A 17,256-nucleotide genomic window follows, 5' to 3' on the forward strand; every position below is an offset into this window, starting at 1 on the left:
GCGCCCGGGGCCGCGGCCGTCAGCCGTGGCCGCCCGCGCGCACCAGGCCGGTCTCGTAGGCCAGCACCACCACCTGCACCCGGTCGCGCAGGGAGAGCTTGGTCAGGATGCGGCCCACGTGGGTCTTCACCGTCGCCTCGCTCAGCACCAGCCGGGCCGCGATCTCGCCGTTGGACAGGCCTTGTGCGACGAGCACCATCACCTCGCGCTCGCGGTCGGTGAGCCGCTGCAGCTCCTTGTGCCGGGGCTCCTGGCCGGTGGAGGGCAGCATCGGCGCGAAGCGGTCCAGCAGGCGCCGGGTGGTGGACGGCGCCACCACCGCGTCCCCGCTGTGCACGGCGCGGATGGCGCTCAGCAGCTCACCGGGCGGCACGTCCTTGAGCATGAAGCCGGAGGCGCCCGCCTTGAGCCCGGAGAAGGCGTACTCGTCGAGGTCGAAGGTGGTCAGGATCAGCACCTTCGGCGGGTTGGGCTCGGAGCAGATCCGCCGGGTGGTCTCCACACCGTCCAGCTTCGGCATGCGGACGTCCATCAGGACGACGTCGACGGCGGTGGACCGCAGCTCCTGGAGGGCCTCGACGCCGTCGCCCGCCTCCGCGACGACCTCCATGTCCGGCTGGGCGGCGAGCACCATCCGGAACCCGGTGCGCAGCAGCATCTGGTCGTCGACGAGCATCACGCGGATCGTCATCGGGTCTCTTTCGTTCGGGACGGTGTCGTCCGGGGCGGCAAGCGGGCGGGGCGCGTGAGGACGTCAGTGCGCCGGTTTGAGCGGGAGCAGGGCGCTGATGCGGAATCCTCCGCCCGGACGCGGACCGGCGTCCAGGGTGCCGCCGACCATGCCGACCCGCTCACGCATGCCGATCAGGCCGTGGCCCTGGCCGTCGGCGCCGCCCTCCTCGTACAGCTCGTGCGGGGCGCCCTTGCCGTCGTCCTCGACGAGCAGGCCGAGCCCGTCGTCGAAGTAGACCAGCCGTACGCTCGCGCCCGTGTTGGGCCCGCCGTGCTTGCGGGTGTTGGTGAGCGCCTCCTGCACGATCCGGTACGCGGTCAGCTCCACGCCGCTGGGCAGCGGGCGCGGGGTGCCCTCGACCTTGAAGTCGACGGGGAGACCGGAGCTGCGGCACTTCTCGATGAGGTCGTCGATCTGCTCGACGTCGGGCTGCGGGACGTACTCCCCGCTCTCCTGGTGCTCGCCGGTGCGCAGCACGCCCAGCAGGCGGCGCATCTCGGCGAGGGCCTGGCGGCCGGTGGAGGAGATCGTCTCCAGGGCCTTCTTGGCCTGGTCGGGCGCGGCGTCCAGGACGTAGGCGGCACCGTCGGCCTGTACGACCATCACGGAGACGTTGTGCGCGACGACGTCGTGCAGCTCGCGCGCGATGCGGGCGCGCTCGGCGGCGACCGCGACCTTCGACTGCGCCTCGCGCTCCTTCTCCAGACGGGCCGCGCGCTCCTCCAGCTGGGCGAAGTAGGCCCGCCGGGTGCGCATGGAGTCGCCGAGCACCCAGGCCAGGGCGAAGGGCACCGTCTGGAAGACCGCTATCGCGACCTGCCCGAGGAAGCTGGAGTGCTCGGCCGGCCAGCGGATCTGCGCGAGCACCGCCGCGCTGAGGCTGACGGCGAGGGCGAGCCGGGAGGCCCAGCGCGCGCCGATCGCCGCGACCGTGAAGGTGATCACCAGCATCGCGAAGTCGGCGACGGTCGTCTCCACGTCCAGCACCAGCTGGGCCAGCCCGGTCGCGAGGGCGAGCAGCAGCATGGGCTCCGGGAAGCGGCGGCGCAGCGCGACGACGACGCACAGGACCGCGGAGACGGCCATCCCCGCCGCGATCGACCCGTGGTGACCGGGCACCCCGTCGAGATTGACCACGCTCAGGCCGGACAGCCCGAACAGGACGACGGCCCAGAAGGTGTCGACCCAGGTCGGGTGGCGGCGGAGGAAGTCATAGAGGCGCTGCACGTAACCCAGAGTAGGGAAAGCAGATGTGTGCGGGGGTCAACCGGAGGGCCGATCCGTGCCCGGCGCACGTACTCCGCAAGGTGGAGGCCGTGATCATCTGTGCGCCTAGTCTGGCCCGGTGACGGATGAGACGGCGGAGGAGAGTCCCCGCGAGGAGCCCGGGCCGCGCGGCTGGCGCGCGGCTGCCGCTGCGGCGCTGTACGGGCCCGGCGGCTTCTACCTGCGCCCGGAGGGGCCCGCCGGTCACTTCCGCACCTCCGTGCACGCGTCCACGCTGTTCGCGCGGGCCGTGGCCCGGCTGCTGTGCCGGGTCGACGAGGCGCTGGGGCGGCCGGCCGCAGTGGACTTCGTCGACATGGGCGCCGGGCGGGGTGAGCTGGTCACGGGCGTGCTCGCCGCCCTGCCCGCGGACGTGGCCGCCCGCGCGCGGGCGTACGCCGTCGAACTCGCCGACCGCCCGGCCGGCCTGGACGCGCGGATCACCTGGCTGAGCGAACCCCCGGACGCGATCACGGGACTGCTGTTCGCCAACGAGTGGCTGGACAACGTGCCGGTGGACGTCGCCGAGGTGGATTCCGCAGGCGTGCCCCGGCTGGTGCTCGTCGCGCGGGACGGCTCCGAGCGGCTCGGGGAGGCCGTGACCGGCGCGGAGGCCGAGTGGCTCGCGCGCTGGTGGCCGCTGGCGGCCGAGGAGGGGCTGCGGGCGGAGATCGGGCTGCCCCGGGACCGGGCCTGGGCGGCTGCCGTCGACCGGGTGGTGCGCGGGCTCGCGGTGGCCGTGGACTACGCCCACACGGTGGACACGCGCCCCCTGTTCGGCACGCTCACCGGCTTCCGGGAGGGGCGCGAGACGGCGCCCGTGCCGGACGGCTCGTGCGACATCACGGCGCACGTCGCCCTGGACGCCTGCGCGGCGGCCTGCACGCCCGCTCGCACGGCGCTGGGGACCACCGAAACGGCGCGTACGCTGCCCGCCGCGCGCCTGTTCACCCAGCGCGCCGCTCTGCGCGCCCTGGACGTGACCGGCGCACGCCCCCCGCTCGCGCTCGCCTCCACAGACCCCGCCGCCTACGTGCGCGCCCTCGCGAGCGCCGGCGAGGCGGCCGAACTCACCGCTCCGGGCGGCCTCGGCGACTTCGGCTGGCTGGTCCAGCCGGTCGGAATCCCCGACCCGCTCGCCTGAGACCGGCCCGCTCGCCCGGGGCCGGCCTGGTCCGCTCGCTGGGGCCGGCCCTACTTGTCGATGTCTCCGACCACGAAGAACATCGACCCGAGGATCGCCACCATGTCCGCCACCAGCGTCCCCGGCAGCAGCTCGGTCAGGGCCTGGATGTTGTTGTAGGACGCCGAGCGCAGCTTCAGCCGGTACGGGGTCTTCTCGCCCTTGCTGACCAGGTAGTAGCCATTGATGCCGAGCGGGTTCTCGGTCCACGCGTACGTGTGGCCCTCGGGCGCCTTCAGCACCTTCGGCAGGCGCTGGTTGATCGGCCCCGGCGGCAGCTGCGCGAGCCGGTCGAGGCAGGCGTCGGCGAGGTCCAGCGCGTTGTGGGTCTGGTCCAGCAGGACCTCGAAGCGCGCGAGGCAGTCGCCCTCGCTCCGGATGACGACCTTCAGGGTGTCCTGCAGGTCGCCGTAGGCGAGGTACGGCTCGTCGCGGCGCAGGTCGAAGTCGACGCCGGAACCGCGCGCGATGGGTCCGCTCACGCCGTAGGCGTGCACGGCCCCGGGCGCGAGCGACCCCACCCCGCGCGTGCGCCCCCGGAAGATCTCGTTGCCGAGCACCAGGTCGTCGAAGACGTCCATGCGCGAGCGCACGGCGGCGACGGCGGCACGCGCGCGTGCGGTCCACCCGTCCGGCAGGTCCTCCTTGAGGCCGCCGACGCGGTTGAACATGTAGTGCATGCGTCCGCCGGAGACCTCCTCCATGACGTTCTGGAGCACCTCGCGCTCCCGGAACGCGTAGAAGACCGGCGTGATCCCGCCCAGCTCCAGCGGGTAGGAGCCGAGGAACATCAGGTGGTTCAGCACCCGGTTCAGCTCGGCGAGCAGCGTGCGCGTCCACACCGCGCGCTCGGGCACCTCCATGCCGAGCATCCGCTCCACGGCGAGGACCACACCCAGCTCGTTCGAGAACGCCGACAGCCAGTCGTGGCGGTTGGCGAGCATGATGATCTGCCGGTAGTCGCGCGCCTCGAAGAGCTTCTCGGCACCGCGGTGCATATAGCCGATCACCGGCTCCGCGTGCACGATGCGCTCCCCGTCCAGCACGAGCTTGAGCCGCAGCACGCCGTGCGTGGACGGGTGCTGGGGCCCGATGTTGAGCACCATGTCGGTGCTCTCCGCGGCACCGCCGATCCCGACCGTGGTCTCCGTCGTAGGAGTCATGGCCCCAGTCTCCCCTACGTACGCTGGCCCCATGGAGACGGGGAGCCGGGAAGGGGCCGAAAGGCCGGGGGACGAGCCGGTGTGGCGGGGACTGGAGCCCGGTCTGCTGCGCGTACGACGGCTGCTGGTGCTGGTGTGGGCGGTGGTGCTCGCGGCCGCTCTGGGGCTCCTGCTGGGCCTGCTGGCGGGGCCCGCCTGGGCGGCCTTCGCGGTGCTGCCGCCGGTCTTCGCCGTGTGGTGCCGGGCGCTGCTGGAGCGCAACTGGCGCTCTTGGCGGTATGCCGAGCGCGCCGACGACCTGCTGATCAGCCGGGGGGTCCTGTGGCGCGAGGAGACGGTGGTGCCGTACGGGCGGATGCAGCTGGTGGAGGTGACCTCCGGGCCGGTGGAGCGGCGCTTCGGGCTGGCCACCGTGCAGCTGCACACGGCGGCCGCCGCGACCGACGCCACCATCCCCGGCCTGGACCCGGCCGAGGCGGAACGGCTGCGCGACCGGCTCACCGAGCTGGGCGAGGCCCGATCGGCGGGCCTGTGACCTCCCCGGACCCCGGCGGCATACCGGAGCGCCCGCCCGTCGCCGAACGCCGGCTGCACCCGGTCACGCCGTTCCGCCGGGCGTGGGCGCCGGTGGCGGTGCTGGCCGGCTGGGCGGTGCACGACCCGAACGGCGCCCAGGAGCAGCTGACGCGGCTGACCGGCACCATGCTCCTGCTGGGCCTCGCGGTGCTCGTGCCGGTGGCCGGCCTCTACGGCTTCCTGTCCTGGTGGTTCACGCACTTCGCGGTCACCGGCACCGAACTGCGCATCCGTACGGGGCTGCTGTTCCGGCGTACCGCGCACATCCGGCTGGAGCGCATCCAGGCCGTGGACGTCTCCCGTCCGCTCCTCGCGCGCGTGGCGGGCGTCGCGAAGCTGCGGATAGACGTCGTCGGAACCGACGACAAGGACGAACTGGCCTTCCTGGGCGAGCAGGAGGCACGGGCCCTGCGCGCGGAGCTGCTCGCGCGCGCGGCGGGTTTCGAGCCCGAGACGGCACGCGAAGTCGGCGAGGCGCCCGCCCACGGGCTGCTGCGCGTGCCCCCGCGCGAGCTGGCGCGCTCCCTGGCGCTGACGGGCTCCACCTGGGGCTCGCTGTGCGCCGCGCTCGTCGTGCCGACCGTGCTGTGGCTCGCCACCCACAACCTGTGGACGGTCCTCGTGAGCGCCCTGCCGCTGCTCGGCGCGGCCGGCGCGAGCGGCGTGGGGCGGTTCGTCAACGAGTTCGACTGGACGGTGAGCGAGTCCCCGGACGGGCTGCGCATCGACCGCGGGCTGCTCGACCGTACGCACGAGACGGTGCCGCCCGGCCGGGTGCAGACCGTGCGGATCGTGGAACCGTTCCTGTGGCGGCGGCTCGACTGGGTCCGGGTGGAACTCGACGTGGCCGGGTCCGCGAACTCGCTGCTGATCCCGGTCGCCCCGCGCGCACTCGCCGAGTCGGTCATCGCGCGCGTGCTGCCCGGTGCGACGGTGCCCGAGGAGCTGTCGCGGTCGCCGCGGCGGGCCCGGTGGTGCGTGCCGGTGTGGTGGCGCGGACACCGCACCGCCGTCACCGGCACGGTGTTCGCCACCCGCGACGGGCTGCTGCGCCGCAGGCTCTCGCTGGTACCGCACGCCAAGGTGCAGAGCGTACGGCTCACCCAGGGGCCCTGGGAGCGCCTGTGGCGGCTCGCCGACGTCCACGTGGACACGGGGGCCGACAAGACCGTGACGGCCCGGGTGCGGGACGCGGAGGAGGCCGCACGGCTGCTGCGCGAGCAGGCGGAGCGGTCCCGCACCGGCCGCCGGGAGGCCCGCCCGGACCGCTGGATGACCGGCTGAGACACGAAGGCCCGGCCCCCCTCGCGGGAAGCCGGGCCCGATGCCTGGCGCGTACGGCCTGACGGCCGCTCAGGAGGCAGCGCTGCGCAGCCCCTGGACGTCGATCTGCTCGGTCTCGTCGTGCGCGGTCAGGTCGATGACCTGGCCGACACCGTGCGACCGTGCGTCGGGGGACTTGAACTCGGCCTCGGACTCGGCCTTGTGCACGGCGAGGGCCTCCTGGCCGACGACATCGGCGAGATCCTCGTTCTGCACGGAGTCCAGCGCGGCCTCCGGCGCGTCCTTCTGGGTGCCGAAGAAGTCGAAGCCACCCTCGACCGCCGGACGCCGCACGGGCGCGGCCGGTACGACGGCCACCGCGGTCGGCACGGTGAAGTGCCCGGCGGGCTGCTGGGCCACGGGCTTGGCGGGTTCGGCCGGCTCGGTGGTGGCGGCGGCCGCGCGCGCGTGCTCGCCGGCCGCCGCGGGCTGCCCCTGCTCCTCGCCCTCCTCGTCGGCGGGCGCACCGGACGCGTCGCGGGAAGCACCCGACTCGTCGCGGGAAGTGCCCGACACGTCGCGGGAAGTGCCGGAATCATCGCGGGAAGTACCGGATCCGTCCGTCACGCCGTCCGCGGCGCCGTCTCCTTTGGCGACGGGCTCCGCCTTGGCCACCCCGCTCTCCGGAGCCTCCCGCTCGGGGCCCTCCGCGTCGGAGGCATCGGCCCCGACCGGAGCGTCCGGATCGAGGGTGGCCAGTGCGGTCAGGGCCCGCCGGTACATCCAGGAGCCCTCGGGCGAGAACACCGCCTGCGTCTTCGGTCCGCCCTCAGCGGCCTCGGAACCGGCGGAGACCTCAGAGCTGTCGGAGTTCTCCGCGCTGTCGGAGTTCTCCGCACCGCCGGAGGCCTCCGCGTCGTCGCCGTCGCGCTTCCCGGCACTCTCGGGAGCCGCCTCGATCGCCTCCCGCCCGGCGCTCCGCGCGGGCGGCAGCGCGGGCGAGGACGAGGGCGCCGCCGCCTCGATCTCCAGCAGCCGGCGTCCCTCCAGGGCGCTCGCGCGCTCGGTCTCCGCCGTGGCGTACCGGCGCAGCAGGGCAGCGTGCTCGTTGCGCAGGCCCGCCAGCTCCGCCCGCTTGGCGCGCAGCCGCTGCTCGAGCTTCGTGCGCAGCTCGCGGGACTCCTCCAGATCGGTCTCCAGTTCGGCGACCCGCTCCTCGTACCGCCACTCGTCACCCGCACGCGCGCGCGTGAGGTCGGCGACCTGCTTGCCCGCCTGGGTGTCCCAGCGGCGCATCACGACCGCGCCGGCGACCGCCGTCGCCGCGGCGGCGGCGGCCAGTGCGCGCAGCACCATGGCCTCGGAGAACGCCCAGGGACCCAGCGCGCAGACGACGGAGACACCGGCGATCGCCGAGGGAGGCAACAGCCGGTGCAGAGGCGGGGAATGGCGGTGGCGTCCACGTGGCATGGCCAGAAACTTACCGCGCGTAGGCGATTCGCGGACCCCCGCCCCGCAAAAACACGCCCACATCCTGCGCTTCACGAGGTGTCAGCGGGTACGACGGCTCAGCGGTCGGTGAGCCGCCCGCTCATCCACTGCAGCGTCGGCGGGATCTCGCGCCGCCAGGTGTTGAAGTTGTGGCCGCCGCTGTCGAGGATGATCGACGAGATCCGGGTCAGGTTCGTGGCCTGCACCTCCTCTATGAACTTGAGAGTGGACCCGTAGTTGTGCTCGCCGACCTTGCTGCTGGTGACGAGCAGCGAGGTGTCGGGCGCCGGCTCGTGCTTGAGCAGCCACCGCAGGTCCGCACGGTTCTGCAGCTTCTTGTCACCGTGGAAGAGGTCACCGGTCGTGGGGTCGATCGGCGCCTTGTAGTACGGCGACAGGCCCGCGGCGGCCGCGTACACCTTGGGGTGGTGCATGGCGAGCTTGAGCGCGCAGTAGCCGCCCGTGGAGTCGCCGATGACGCCCCAGCTGCCCGGCCGCTTGCCCACCCGGTAGTGCGAGAGCACGGCCTCCGGGAGGTCCTTCGCAAAAAACGTTTCCGCCTGCGGCCCGCCCGGGACGTCCACGCACTCGGTGTCCCGTGGCGGCGCCACGGTCGGCCGCAGCATCACCAGGATCATCGGCTGCATCCGCCCGTCCTTGGCCAGCTGCTGTGCCGTACGCGGGTAGTTCAGCTTGCTCACCAGCGCCTGCGCCGTGCCCGGGTAGCCGGTCAGCACGACGGCCGCCGGGAACGTACGCGTGCGGTACTGCGGCTGGAAGTACTCCGGCGGCAGGTACACGAACGCCGGAGTGGCTATGCGGCTCGTACGGCCGATGATGTCGACCTTCTGGATCTGCCCGCTCGCCTCCGGCCGCGAGGCGCGCACGCCCGGCACGTCGGACGTGGAGACCACCTGGAGCGGGCCGCCCGTGCTGCCGTGGGCCGAGTGGTCGACGACGATCCCGGGGTCGGTCTCCTTGCCGAACAGGTCCGCCCAACTGGCGTAGAAACCGAAGGCCTGGTTGGCGGCGAGCCCGACGGATGCGAAGATCGCCACCTGAGTGGCCAGCATGAGACCGACACGTCCGCTGACGGTCCGCCAGTTCTGCCTCGCCAGGCGCGGCCACAGCCACACCGTGCCGACGAACAGCACGGCGGCGACCACTACCGCCAGCACCAGCATTTTGTTGCTCGTGAGACCCATGGGCTGTTACCTGCCTGCGCTTTCCGCCCGTACCGCGCCCACGCTTCGTCGCGCGGGCTTTCCCGGGGCTTTCCTCGGCCTTTGACCCGACTTTCCGGTGGGGAGTGAACCTCTCTCCCCGAGACACCGTCCTAGAGGGCGCAATGTCGCCGGATGCCCGATCGGGCCCGGGTTCAAGGTCTCTCGCAGAACTACGGGATGCGATGTCTGTCAGGATAGATGGGGAAATGTCGGGCGAGGTTCCGGGCCGATCAAGCCGGGCGCGGCGCATACTGCGCGGCCCGAGCCCCGAGGCCGTCCCCGCGCTGGTCGGCAGGGCGGCCGCGATCGTGGGCGTCCTGAACATTGCCGCGGGCGTGTTCCCGCGCTTCCGTCACAGCCGTATGCACGCCATCGCCGAAGTGCTGCCGGGCTCCTTCGGGCCGTTCGCCGCGGCGCTCTCGCTCAGCGCGGGCGTGCTGTTGCTGCTGCTGGCCCACGGGCTCAAACGGCGCAAGCGCCGGGCGTGGCGCGCCGCGGTCGTGCTTCTCCCGGCGGGCGCCGCGGCACAGGTCGCGTACCGGCACTCGCTCATCGGCGTGCTCATCGCGGTCGCGCTGCTCGTGCCCCTGCTGCGCCACCGGAACGAGTTCGCGGCCCTGCCCGACCCGCGCAGCCGCTGGCGCGCGCTCGCCAACTTCGTCCTCATGAGCGCCGGTTCCCTCATGCTCGGCCTCGTCATCGTCAGCGTCCACCCCAACCGGACGATCGGTGACCCGAGTCTGGCCGACCGGTTGACGCACGTCGTCTACGGCCTGTTCGGCTTCGAGGGCCCGGTCGACTACCAGGGCAACACCTCCTGGACCGTCGCCTTCTCCCTCGGCGCGCTCGGCTGGATCACCGCGGTCACCACCATCTACCTGGCCTTCCGTCCCGAACACCCGGCCGCCCGCCTCACCGCGGAGGACGAGGAGAAGCTGCGCGCCCTGCTGGCCAGGCACGGCGGCCGCGACTCCCTCGGCCACTTCGCGCTGCGCCGCGACAAGGCCGTCGTCTTCTCCCCCAGCGGCAAGGCCGCCGTCACCTACCGCGTCGTCTCCGGCGTGATGCTCGCCAGCGGTGACCCCATCGGCGACGTCGAGGCCTGGCCCGGCGCCATCGAGCGCTTCATGGACGAGGCCAAGGCCCACTCCTGGACCCCGGCCGTCATGGGCTGCTCGGAGACCGGCGGCGAGGTGTGGACCCGCGAGACCGGGCTCGACGCGCTGGAACTGGGCGACGAGGCGGTGGTCGACGTCGCGGATTTCTCGCTCGCCGGACGCGCGATGCGCAATGTGCGCCAGATGGTCAAGCGCATCGAACGGGCCGGCTACGAAACCCGGGTACGGCGTATCCGTGACCTCGGCGAGACCGAGCTGGAGCGCATCCGCCGGGCGGCGGAGGACTGGCGCGGCACCGACACCGAACGCGGCTTCTCCATGGCCCTCGGCCGCATCGGCGACGCCGCCGACGCCGACTGCCTGATCGCCACCGCCCACAAGACCGACGACGAGCCCGGCGAGTACGGCGACCTGAAGGCGATCCTGCACTTCGTGCCCTGGGGCACGGACGGCGTCTCGCTGGACCTCATGCGCCGCGACCGCAGCGCCGACCCCGGCATGAACGAACTGCTGATCGTCGCCGCCCTGCAGGCCGCCCCCAAGTTCGGCATCACCCGCGTCTCGCTGAACTTCGCGATGTTCCGCTCCGCCCTCGCGCGCGGCGAGAAGATCGGCGCCGGCCCGGTCCTGCGCGCCTGGCGCGGGCTGCTGGTGTTCCTCTCGCGCTGGTTCCAGATCGAGTCGCTGTACAAGTTCAACGCCAAGTTCCAGCCTCGCTGGGAGCCCCGCTTCGTGGTCTACCGGGCCTCCGCCGACCTGCCCCGCATCGGCTTCGCCGCCATGCAGGCCGAAGGCTTCGTCAACCTCGCCCTGCCGCTGCCGCGCTTCCTGCGCCGGCGCCGGACGGCCACCGAGCGCCCGTGCGCGCACGCCGTGGCCGAGCGTGACGTCCGAGCCGCCTGAGCCCACCCGCGGAATGTGCCGCACGCCCCCGGGACCGGCCCGGGCGGAAGGCCCACCCCTCCAGCCCGGGGCCGTCCGCCCGGGCCGCCGCGCGTTCCCGGCGCCTTCCGGGGCCTACGCTGAACGTATGAACAACCACAGCGGGCGCGGCCGAGTGACGGGCCTTCCGGCATGGGACCGGTGCGCGGTCATGGGAGTCGTGAACGTGACCCCCGATTCCTTCTCCGACGGCGGCCGCTGGTTCGACACGACCGCCGCCGTCAAGCACGGCCTCGACCTGGTCGCCGAGGGCGCGGACCTGGTCGACGTCGGCGGCGAGTCCACCCGGCCCGGCGCCTCGCGCGTGGACGAGGACGAGGAACTGCGGCGCGTCATCCCCGTCGTGCGCGGTCTCGCCTCCGAGGGCGTGGTCGTCTCCGTCGACACCATGCGCGCCACCGTCGCCCAGCAGTCCCTGGCGGCGGGCGCCGCCCTCGTCAACGACGTCAGCGGAGGCCTCGCCGACCCCGCGATGATCCCGGTGGTCGCCGACGCGGGCGCCCCCTTCGTCGTCATGCACTGGCGCGGCTTCCTCGAGGGCGGCAACGTCAAGGGCAGCTACGCGGACGTGGTCGCCGAGGTCGTGGACGAACTCCACGCGCGCGTGGAGGCCGTCCTCGCGGGCGGCATCACCCCCGACCGCGTCGTCGTCGACCCCGGACTCGGCTTCTCCAAGGAGGCCGGGCACGACCTCACCCTCCTCGCCCACCTGAACCGCCTGCACACGCTCGGCCACCCCCTGCTGGTCGCCGCCTCCCGCAAGCGGTTCCTCGGCCGTGTGCTCGCCGGACCCGAAGGGGCGCCTCCGCCCGCCCGGGAGCGCGACGCGGCCACGGCCGCCGTCTCCGCACTCGCGGCGCACGCCGGCGCCTGGGCGGTGCGCGTCCACGAGGTACGCGCCACCGCGGACGCGGTGCGAGTCGCCCGAGCCGTGGAAGGGGCGCGCACGGCGGGTCCGGCGCCCAGCGCGGGAAGCGAGCGCGCAACGCGCGACACGGGGAACACGCCGGGCACCGAAGGCGAGCACGGGACGCATGACGCCGAACACACGCCCGGCGCCCCCGGCGAGCGCGGGGCGGAAGGAGACCGGTGAGCGCCCCCCACACCGACGTCGAGCAGGTGGAGGCCGCCAACACCGCCTTCTACGAGGCGCTCGAACGCGGCGACTTCGACGAGGTCTCCTCGCTCTGGCTCGCCCCCTCCGACCTGGGCGTGGACGAGGAGTACCACGACCCCGCCGACACCGGCGTGATCTCCTGCGTGCACCCCGGCTGGCCGGTGCTCACCGGACGCGGCGAGGTCCTCAGGTCGTACGCCCTGATCATGGCCAACACCGACTACATCCAGTTCTTCCTCACCGACGTGCACGTCTCCGTCACCGGTGACACCGCACTCGTGACCTGCACCGAGAACATCCTCAGCGGCGGCCCCGCCCCGGAGGAGGGCGCGGAACTGGGGCCCCTGGTCGGCCAGCTCGTCGTCGCCACGAACGTGTTCCGGCGCTCCCCCTCCGGCTGGAAGCTCTGGTCGCACCACGCCTCCCCCGTCCTCGCCGAGAGCGACGACAACGACGACGACGACGGCCGCGTGAATGGCGTGAATCCGGACGAGGGCCCTCTAGCCTGAGTGGGTAGACGCCCGGTGGGCCCCCGGCGGAAAACCCTCGGGGGACCGAGAAGTGGTTGGAATCACCTACCCCCGGGTATGAGCGGCTATCACCCCATGACGCCGCCGGGTTCCCCGGGGGAAACACGGGGTGAACCCTCGAAGTCCCGGGCCGGGCCCACGCCCCCGCGGCCCGGCTTCGCCGGTGCCCGCAGGTAGATTCGTCTGAGGCCGGCGTGCCGCCCGCACGCGGTACGGACCGGCCGTTCCCGACGATTGCAGGAGTGATTCGCGTGGATCGTGTCGCGCTGCGCGGCCTCAAGGCCCGCGGGCACCACGGTGTCTTCCCCAAGGAACGCGAGGAGGGGCAGACCTTCATCGTCGACCTCGTCCTCGGCCTGGACACCCGGCCGGCCGCGGCCGACGACGACCTGGCGAAGACCGTGCACTACGGCATCGTGGCCGAGGAGGTCGTGGCCGTGGTCGAGGGCGAGCCGGTGAACCTCATCGAGACGCTCGCCGAGCGGATCGCCCAGACCTGCCTGAAGCACGAAGGGGTCCACGAGGTCGAGGTCTGCGTCCACAAGCCGGACGCGCCGATCACCGTGCCCTTCGACGACGTGACCGTCACCATCACCCGGAGCCGAGTATGACCCGACCTTTCATCCAGGGTCACAGCGACCCGACCGTCCAGCCGGTGCCCGCCTCGGTCGTCGAGAAGGTCGACGCCGCCGACACGACGCTGAGCAACCCGAAATGGGCCGTGATCTCCATCGGCTCCAACCTCGGCAACCGTCTGGAGACCCTCCAGGGCGCCGTCGACGCGCTGGAGGACACCCCCGGCGTCCGCGTGAAGGCCGTCTCCCCGGTCTACGAGACCGAGCCGTGGGGCGTCGAGCCGGGCAGCCAGCCGTCGTACTTCAACGCGGTCGTGGTCCTCAAGACCACGCTGCCCCCCAGCTCCCTGCTGGAGCGGGCGCACGCCGTCGAGGAGGCCTTCCACCGCGTCCGCGACGAGCGCTGGGGCCCGCGCACCCTGGACGTCGACATCGTCTCCTACGCCGACGTCACCTCCGACGACCCCCGTCTCACCCTGCCCCACCCGCGCGCCCACGAGCGCGCCTTCGTGCTCGCACCCTGGCACGACGTCGACCCGCAGGCCCAGCTGCCCGGTCGCGGCACCGTGGCGGATCTCCTCGCGGCTCTCACCCGCGAGGGCGTCGAGGCGCGCGGGGACCTGGAACTCCAACTGCCCGAGTAGTCGTTAAGGTCAAGACGACCACGATCCGGGTTCGGTCCGGGGGAACTGAAGGGACACCGTGAGAGAGCTGCGCATCAGGGTGCTGGCCGGCGTGTTCGTCGTGTCCGGCGTCCTGTCCTGGGCGGGCGCCCGCCTCTGGAACTCGATCGGGACACTCCCCAGCGTCCCCGTGGCCGCCCCCATCGTCCTCGCCCTGATCGCGGTGGTGCTGCTCGCCACGGCGCTCTCGCTGCGCGCCCGGCTCAAGGCCCAGCGCGAGCGCCGCCCCGGGGCGAAGGGCGTCGACCCGCTGATGGCCGCCCGAGCGGTCGTCTTCGGCCAGGCGAGCGCCCTGGTCGCCGCCCTCGTCGCCGGCATGTACGGCGGCACGGGCGTCTTCCTCCTGGAACTCCTCGACATCCCCGCCCGCCGCGACCAGGCCCTCTACGCCGCCTTCTCGGTCCTGGCGGGGCTCGGCGTGATAGCGGCGGCCATGTTCCTGGAGCGGGTCTGCAAACTCCCGGAGGACGACGACCAGAACCACCCGGGCGCAGAGCCGGTGGCGTGACGGCCGCCTCAAAGCGTCGGACCCAAAGCGTCGGACCCCGTCAAAGCGTCCGCCGCCGAAGAGCCCGGCGAGTTCAGCGCGCCATGATCAGGCTCATGGCCTCGTTCCGCGTCGCCGCATCCCGCAGCTGACCTCGCACGGCGGACGTTATGGTCTTCGCGCCCGGCTTACGGATGCCGCGCATCGACATGCACATGTGTTCGCACTCGACGACCACGATGACGCCCCGCGGCTCCAGGATCTCCATCAGGGAGTCCGCGATCTGAGTGGTGAGACGCTCCTGCACCTGCGGGCGCCGGGCGTAGACGTCCACCAGACGGGCGAGCTTGGACAGGCCGGTGATCTTCCCGGACTCCGACGGGATGTACCCCACGTGCGCGACACCCCTGAACGGCACCAGATGGTGCTCACAGGTCGAATACACCTCGATGTCCTTCACGAGGACCATCTCGTCGTGCCCCAGGTCGAACGTGGTCGTGAGCACGTCCTCGGGCTTCTGCCACAGTCCCGCGAAGATCTCCTTGTAGGCCCGCGCCACCCGTGCCGGCGTCTCCCTCAGGCCTTCCCGGTCCGGGTCTTCGCCGACCGCGATCAGGAGTTCGCGAACGGCGTTCTCGGCGCGCTTCTCGTCGAACTCGCCGATGGTGCCCTCGCCGTCCAGCGTCACGGGGTCGGTCATCTGGTCCTCGTTCCTGTGCCTGTCATGCGTGCCAGGCACGCGTTCTGTCTGCGGACATGCGAAATGCCGCGCCCCCCAGGCTAAAACCTGGGGGGCGCGGCATCCATTCCGGCCCTTTGGCCGGAACGGTCAGCTCTCGGGGCGGTCCTCCGGGGTCTGCTCCGTGATCGGGGCGGACTCCGTGGCGGTGGACTTGGCCGTGCTGATCGCCGCCGTCGCGCCGTTCGCACCGTTGGTCAGTGCCAGCTCCTTGGGGGAGAGCACCGGCGGGCGGGTGGACGGGGTGCGGCGGGAGGAGCCGGTCCAGGCGGGCCGCGGCGGGCGCTTGACGATCGGGGCGAAGACCTCGGCGATCTCCTCCTTGCCCAGGGTCTCCTTCTCCAGCAGGTGAAGGACGAGCTGGTCGAGCACGTCGCGGTTCTCGACCAGGATCTCCCAGGCCTCGTTGTGCGCGGTCTCGATGAGCTTCTTGACCTCTTCGTCGACCAGCGCGGCGACCTCTTCCGAGTAGTCGCGCTGGTGAGCCATCTCACGGCCGAGGAAGGGCTCGCTGTTGTCGCCGCCGAACTTGATCGCGCCGAGCCGCTCGGTCATGCCGTACTGCGTGACCATCGCGCGGGCCAGGCCCGTGGCCTTCTCGATGTCGTTGGCGGCGCCGGTGGTCGGGTCGTGGAAGACCAGTTCCTCCGCCGCTCGGCCGCCCAGCATGTAGGCGAGCTGGTCGAGCATCTCGTTGCGCGTGGTCGAGTACTTGTCCTCGTCGGGCAGGACCATCGTGTAACCGAGGGCACGGCCGCGGGACAGGATCGTGATCTTGTGGACCGGGTCGGAGTTCGGCGAGGCCGCCGCGACCAGGGCGTGTCCGCCCTCGTGGTACGCGGTGATCTTCTTCTCCTTGTCCGACATGATCCGGGTCCGCTTCTGCGGGCCCGCGACCACGCGGTCGATCGCCTCGTCCAGAGCCTTGTTGTCGATCAGCTTCTGGTCGCCGCGGGCGGTGAGCAGTGCGGCCTCGTTGAGCACGTTGGCGAGGTCGGCACCGGTCATGCCGGGGGTGCGGCGGGCGACGGCGGCCAGGTCGACGTCGGGGGCGACCGGCTTGCCCTTCTGGTGGACCTTGAGGATCTCCAGGCGGCCCTGCAGGTCCGGCGGGTCGACCGCGATCTGGCGGTCGAAGCGGCCGGGGCGCAGGAGGGCCGGGTCGAGGATGTCCGGGCGGTTGGTGGCGGCGATGAGGATCACGCCGCCCTTGACGTCGAATCCGTCCATCTCGACGAGCAGCTGGTTCAGGGTCTGCTCGCGCTCGTCGTGACCGCCGCCGAGGCCGGCGCCGCGGTGGCGGCCGACCGCGTCGATCTCGTCGACGAAGACGATCGCCGGGGCGTTCGCCTTGGCCTGCTCGAACAGGTCACGGACTCGGGAGGCACCGACACCGACGAACATCTCGACGAAGTCGGAACCGGAGATCGAGTAGAAGGGGACGCCCGCCTCGCCGGCGACGGCGCGCGCGAGGAGCGTCTTGCCCGTACCCGGGCGGCCGTAGAGGAGCACGCCCTTGGGGATCTTGGCTCCGACGGCCTGGAACTTGGCCGGCTCCTGCAGGAACTCCTTGATCTCGTGGAGTTCCTCGACGGCCTCGTCGCAGCCGGCGACGTCGGAGAAGGTCGTCTTCGGGGTGTCCTTGGTGATGAGCTTGGCCTTGGACTTGCCGAAGTTCATGACCCTGGAGCCGCCACCCTGCATCTGGTTCATCAGAAACAGGAAGACGACCACGATCAGGACGAAGGGCAGCAGGGAGAGCAGGACGCCGACGAACGGGTTCTGCTTGGACGGCGAGACGGTGTAGCCGTCGGGGATCTGCTTGTCCTGGTACTTGGTCTGCAGCTGGCCGGCGATGGTCACGCCCTGGTCGCCGATGTAGCTCGCCTGGATCTTCGAGCTGCCCTCGACCTTCTGGCCGTCCTTGAGGGTGACCTTGATGGTCTGCTCGTCACCAGTGGTCAGCTTGGCCGACTCGACCCTGTTGTCGTTGATCGCCGCCACGACCTGGCCGGTGTCCACCGTCTTGTAGCCGCCGGACGAGCCGACGACCTGCATCAACACGACCACGGCAAGGACGGCCAGCACGATCCACATGACCGGCCCACGGAAGTATCGCTTCACGTCCATCCATACGGAGCGGTGTCGCCCCGTCCCTCCTGCC

16 protein-coding genes are annotated in these 17,256 nt (G+C 72.1%); 9 read left to right on the forward strand and 7 right to left on the reverse strand.

Annotated elements, in window-relative coordinates:
• Positions 1-19: 19 nt before the first annotated feature.
• On the reverse strand, positions 20-691 hold the full coding sequence (locus tag ACZ5CW_RS33015; RefSeq protein ID WP_468607922.1) for a response regulator transcription factor: 672 nt from the start codon (positions 689-691) through the stop codon (positions 20-22).
• Between the two features lie 63 nt (positions 692-754).
• Positions 755-1,960 (reverse strand): sensor histidine kinase, encoded by a 1,206-nt coding sequence (locus tag ACZ5CW_RS33020; RefSeq protein WP_468607924.1) that lies wholly within the window; start codon positions 1,958-1,960, stop codon positions 755-757.
• Between the two features lie 118 nt (positions 1,961-2,078).
• Between ACZ5CW_RS33020 and ACZ5CW_RS33025 the strand changes: the two genes are divergently transcribed.
• Positions 2,079-3,143, forward strand: coding sequence for an SAM-dependent methyltransferase (locus ACZ5CW_RS33025; RefSeq protein WP_468607926.1), 1,065 nt, complete (start codon positions 2,079-2,081; stop codon positions 3,141-3,143).
• A 50-nt stretch (positions 3,144-3,193) separates the two neighbouring features.
• On the opposite strand, the gene ACZ5CW_RS33030 is transcribed toward ACZ5CW_RS33025, so the two are convergent.
• Positions 3,194-4,345 (reverse strand): NADH-quinone oxidoreductase subunit D, encoded by a 1,152-nt coding sequence (locus ACZ5CW_RS33030; protein ID WP_468607929.1) that lies wholly within the window; start codon positions 4,343-4,345, stop codon positions 3,194-3,196.
• A gap of 31 nt (positions 4,346-4,376) precedes the next feature.
• On the opposite strand from ACZ5CW_RS33030, the gene ACZ5CW_RS33035 reads away from it, so the two are divergent.
• Both ACZ5CW_RS33035 and ACZ5CW_RS33040 read left to right on the forward strand, forming a co-directional pair.
• A complete protein-coding gene (locus ACZ5CW_RS33035) occupies positions 4,377-4,880 on the forward strand; it encodes a PH domain-containing protein (protein WP_468607931.1) in 504 nt (167 codons plus the stop codon).
• Positions 4,865-6,205, forward strand: coding sequence for a PH domain-containing protein (locus ACZ5CW_RS33040; RefSeq protein ID WP_468608103.1), 1,341 nt, complete (start codon positions 4,865-4,867; stop codon positions 6,203-6,205). Before ACZ5CW_RS33035 ends, ACZ5CW_RS33040 begins: the two co-directional genes overlap by 16 nt.
• A gap of 69 nt (positions 6,206-6,274) precedes the next feature.
• Here the strand turns inward: ACZ5CW_RS33040 and ACZ5CW_RS33045 are convergent, their stop codons facing one another.
• Complete coding sequence (locus tag ACZ5CW_RS33045; protein WP_468607933.1) at positions 6,275-7,654, reverse strand: hypothetical protein; 1,380 nt, start codon at positions 7,652-7,654, stop codon at positions 6,275-6,277.
• A 98-nt stretch (positions 7,655-7,752) separates the two neighbouring features.
• Positions 7,753-8,880, reverse strand: a complete 1,128-nt coding sequence (locus ACZ5CW_RS33050) for an alpha/beta hydrolase (protein ID WP_468607935.1) — start codon at positions 8,878-8,880, stop codon at positions 7,753-7,755.
• A gap of 227 nt (positions 8,881-9,107) precedes the next feature.
• Here ACZ5CW_RS33050 and ACZ5CW_RS33055 point away from each other — a divergent pair, with 227 nt between their 5' ends.
• The 6 genes from ACZ5CW_RS33055 (at position 9,108) to ACZ5CW_RS33080 (ending at position 14,374) form a co-directional block, all read left to right on the forward strand.
• Positions 9,108-10,922 (forward strand): phosphatidylglycerol lysyltransferase domain-containing protein, encoded by a 1,815-nt coding sequence (locus tag ACZ5CW_RS33055; RefSeq protein WP_468607937.1) that lies wholly within the window; start codon positions 9,108-9,110, stop codon positions 10,920-10,922.
• Positions 10,923-11,049: 127 nt separating this feature from the next.
• Positions 11,050-12,054, forward strand: a complete 1,005-nt coding sequence (gene folP, locus ACZ5CW_RS33060; protein WP_468607939.1) for a dihydropteroate synthase — start codon at positions 11,050-11,052, stop codon at positions 12,052-12,054.
• Complete coding sequence (locus ACZ5CW_RS33065) at positions 12,051-12,587, forward strand: nuclear transport factor 2 family protein (protein ID WP_468607942.1); 537 nt, start codon at positions 12,051-12,053, stop codon at positions 12,585-12,587. Before folP ends, ACZ5CW_RS33065 begins: the two co-directional genes overlap by 4 nt.
• Positions 12,588-12,859: 272 nt before the next feature.
• Positions 12,860-13,219 (forward strand): dihydroneopterin aldolase, encoded by a 360-nt coding sequence (folB, locus tag ACZ5CW_RS33070; RefSeq protein ID WP_356942354.1) that lies wholly within the window; start codon positions 12,860-12,862, stop codon positions 13,217-13,219.
• Entirely contained in the window at positions 13,216-13,827 is a 612-nt protein-coding gene (gene folK / locus ACZ5CW_RS33075) for a 2-amino-4-hydroxy-6-hydroxymethyldihydropteridine diphosphokinase (protein ID WP_468607944.1), read from the forward strand. The genes folB and folK overlap by 4 nt, the downstream gene beginning before the upstream one ends.
• A 58-nt stretch (positions 13,828-13,885) precedes the next feature.
• Positions 13,886-14,374 carry a DUF3180 domain-containing protein gene (locus tag ACZ5CW_RS33080; protein ID WP_468607946.1) on the forward strand — a complete coding sequence of 163 codons (489 nt, stop codon included), beginning with the start codon at positions 13,886-13,888 and terminating at the stop codon, positions 14,372-14,374.
• A 73-nt stretch (positions 14,375-14,447) separates the two neighbouring features.
• Here ACZ5CW_RS33080 and folE read toward each other — a convergent pair whose 3' ends face one another.
• Positions 14,448-15,053, reverse strand: coding sequence for a GTP cyclohydrolase I FolE (gene folE, locus ACZ5CW_RS33085; protein WP_468607948.1), 606 nt, complete (start codon positions 15,051-15,053; stop codon positions 14,448-14,450).
• A 129-nt stretch (positions 15,054-15,182) separates the two neighbouring features.
• Positions 15,183-17,222, reverse strand: coding sequence for an ATP-dependent zinc metalloprotease FtsH (ftsH, locus tag ACZ5CW_RS33090; RefSeq protein WP_468607950.1), 2,040 nt, complete (start codon positions 17,220-17,222; stop codon positions 15,183-15,185).
• Positions 17,223-17,256: the final 34 nt, after the last annotated feature.

It is taken from the genome of Streptomyces sp. NPDC031379 (assembly GCF_055569615.1).

Bases quoted from the DNA above. Each gene is read 5' to 3' on its own strand.
- ACZ5CW_RS33015 (WP_468607922.1), bottom strand. From the start codon at position 691: ATGACGATCCGCGTGATGCTCGTCGACGACCAGATGCTGCTGCGCACC.
- ACZ5CW_RS33045 (WP_468607933.1), bottom strand. From the start codon at position 7,654: ATGCCACGTGGACGCCACCGCCATTCCCCGCCTCTGCACCGGCTGTTG.
- folK (WP_468607944.1), top strand. From the start codon at position 13,216: ATGACCCGACCTTTCATCCAGGGTCACAGCGACCCGACCGTCCAGCCG.
- ACZ5CW_RS33050 (WP_468607935.1), bottom strand. From the start codon at position 8,880: ATGGGTCTCACGAGCAACAAAATGCTGGTGCTGGCGGTAGTGGTCGCC.
- ACZ5CW_RS33030 (WP_468607929.1), bottom strand. From the start codon at position 4,345: ATGACTCCTACGACGGAGACCACGGTCGGGATCGGCGGTGCCGCGGAG.
- folE (WP_468607948.1), bottom strand. From the start codon at position 15,053: ATGACCGACCCCGTGACGCTGGACGGCGAGGGCACCATCGGCGAGTTC.
- folP (WP_468607939.1), top strand. From the start codon at position 11,050: ATGAACAACCACAGCGGGCGCGGCCGAGTGACGGGCCTTCCGGCATGG.
- ACZ5CW_RS33055 (WP_468607937.1), top strand. From the start codon at position 9,108: ATGTCGGGCGAGGTTCCGGGCCGATCAAGCCGGGCGCGGCGCATACTG.
- ftsH (WP_468607950.1), bottom strand. From the start codon at position 17,222: ATGGACGTGAAGCGATACTTCCGTGGGCCGGTCATGTGGATCGTGCTG.
- ACZ5CW_RS33035 (WP_468607931.1), top strand. From the start codon at position 4,377: ATGGAGACGGGGAGCCGGGAAGGGGCCGAAAGGCCGGGGGACGAGCCG.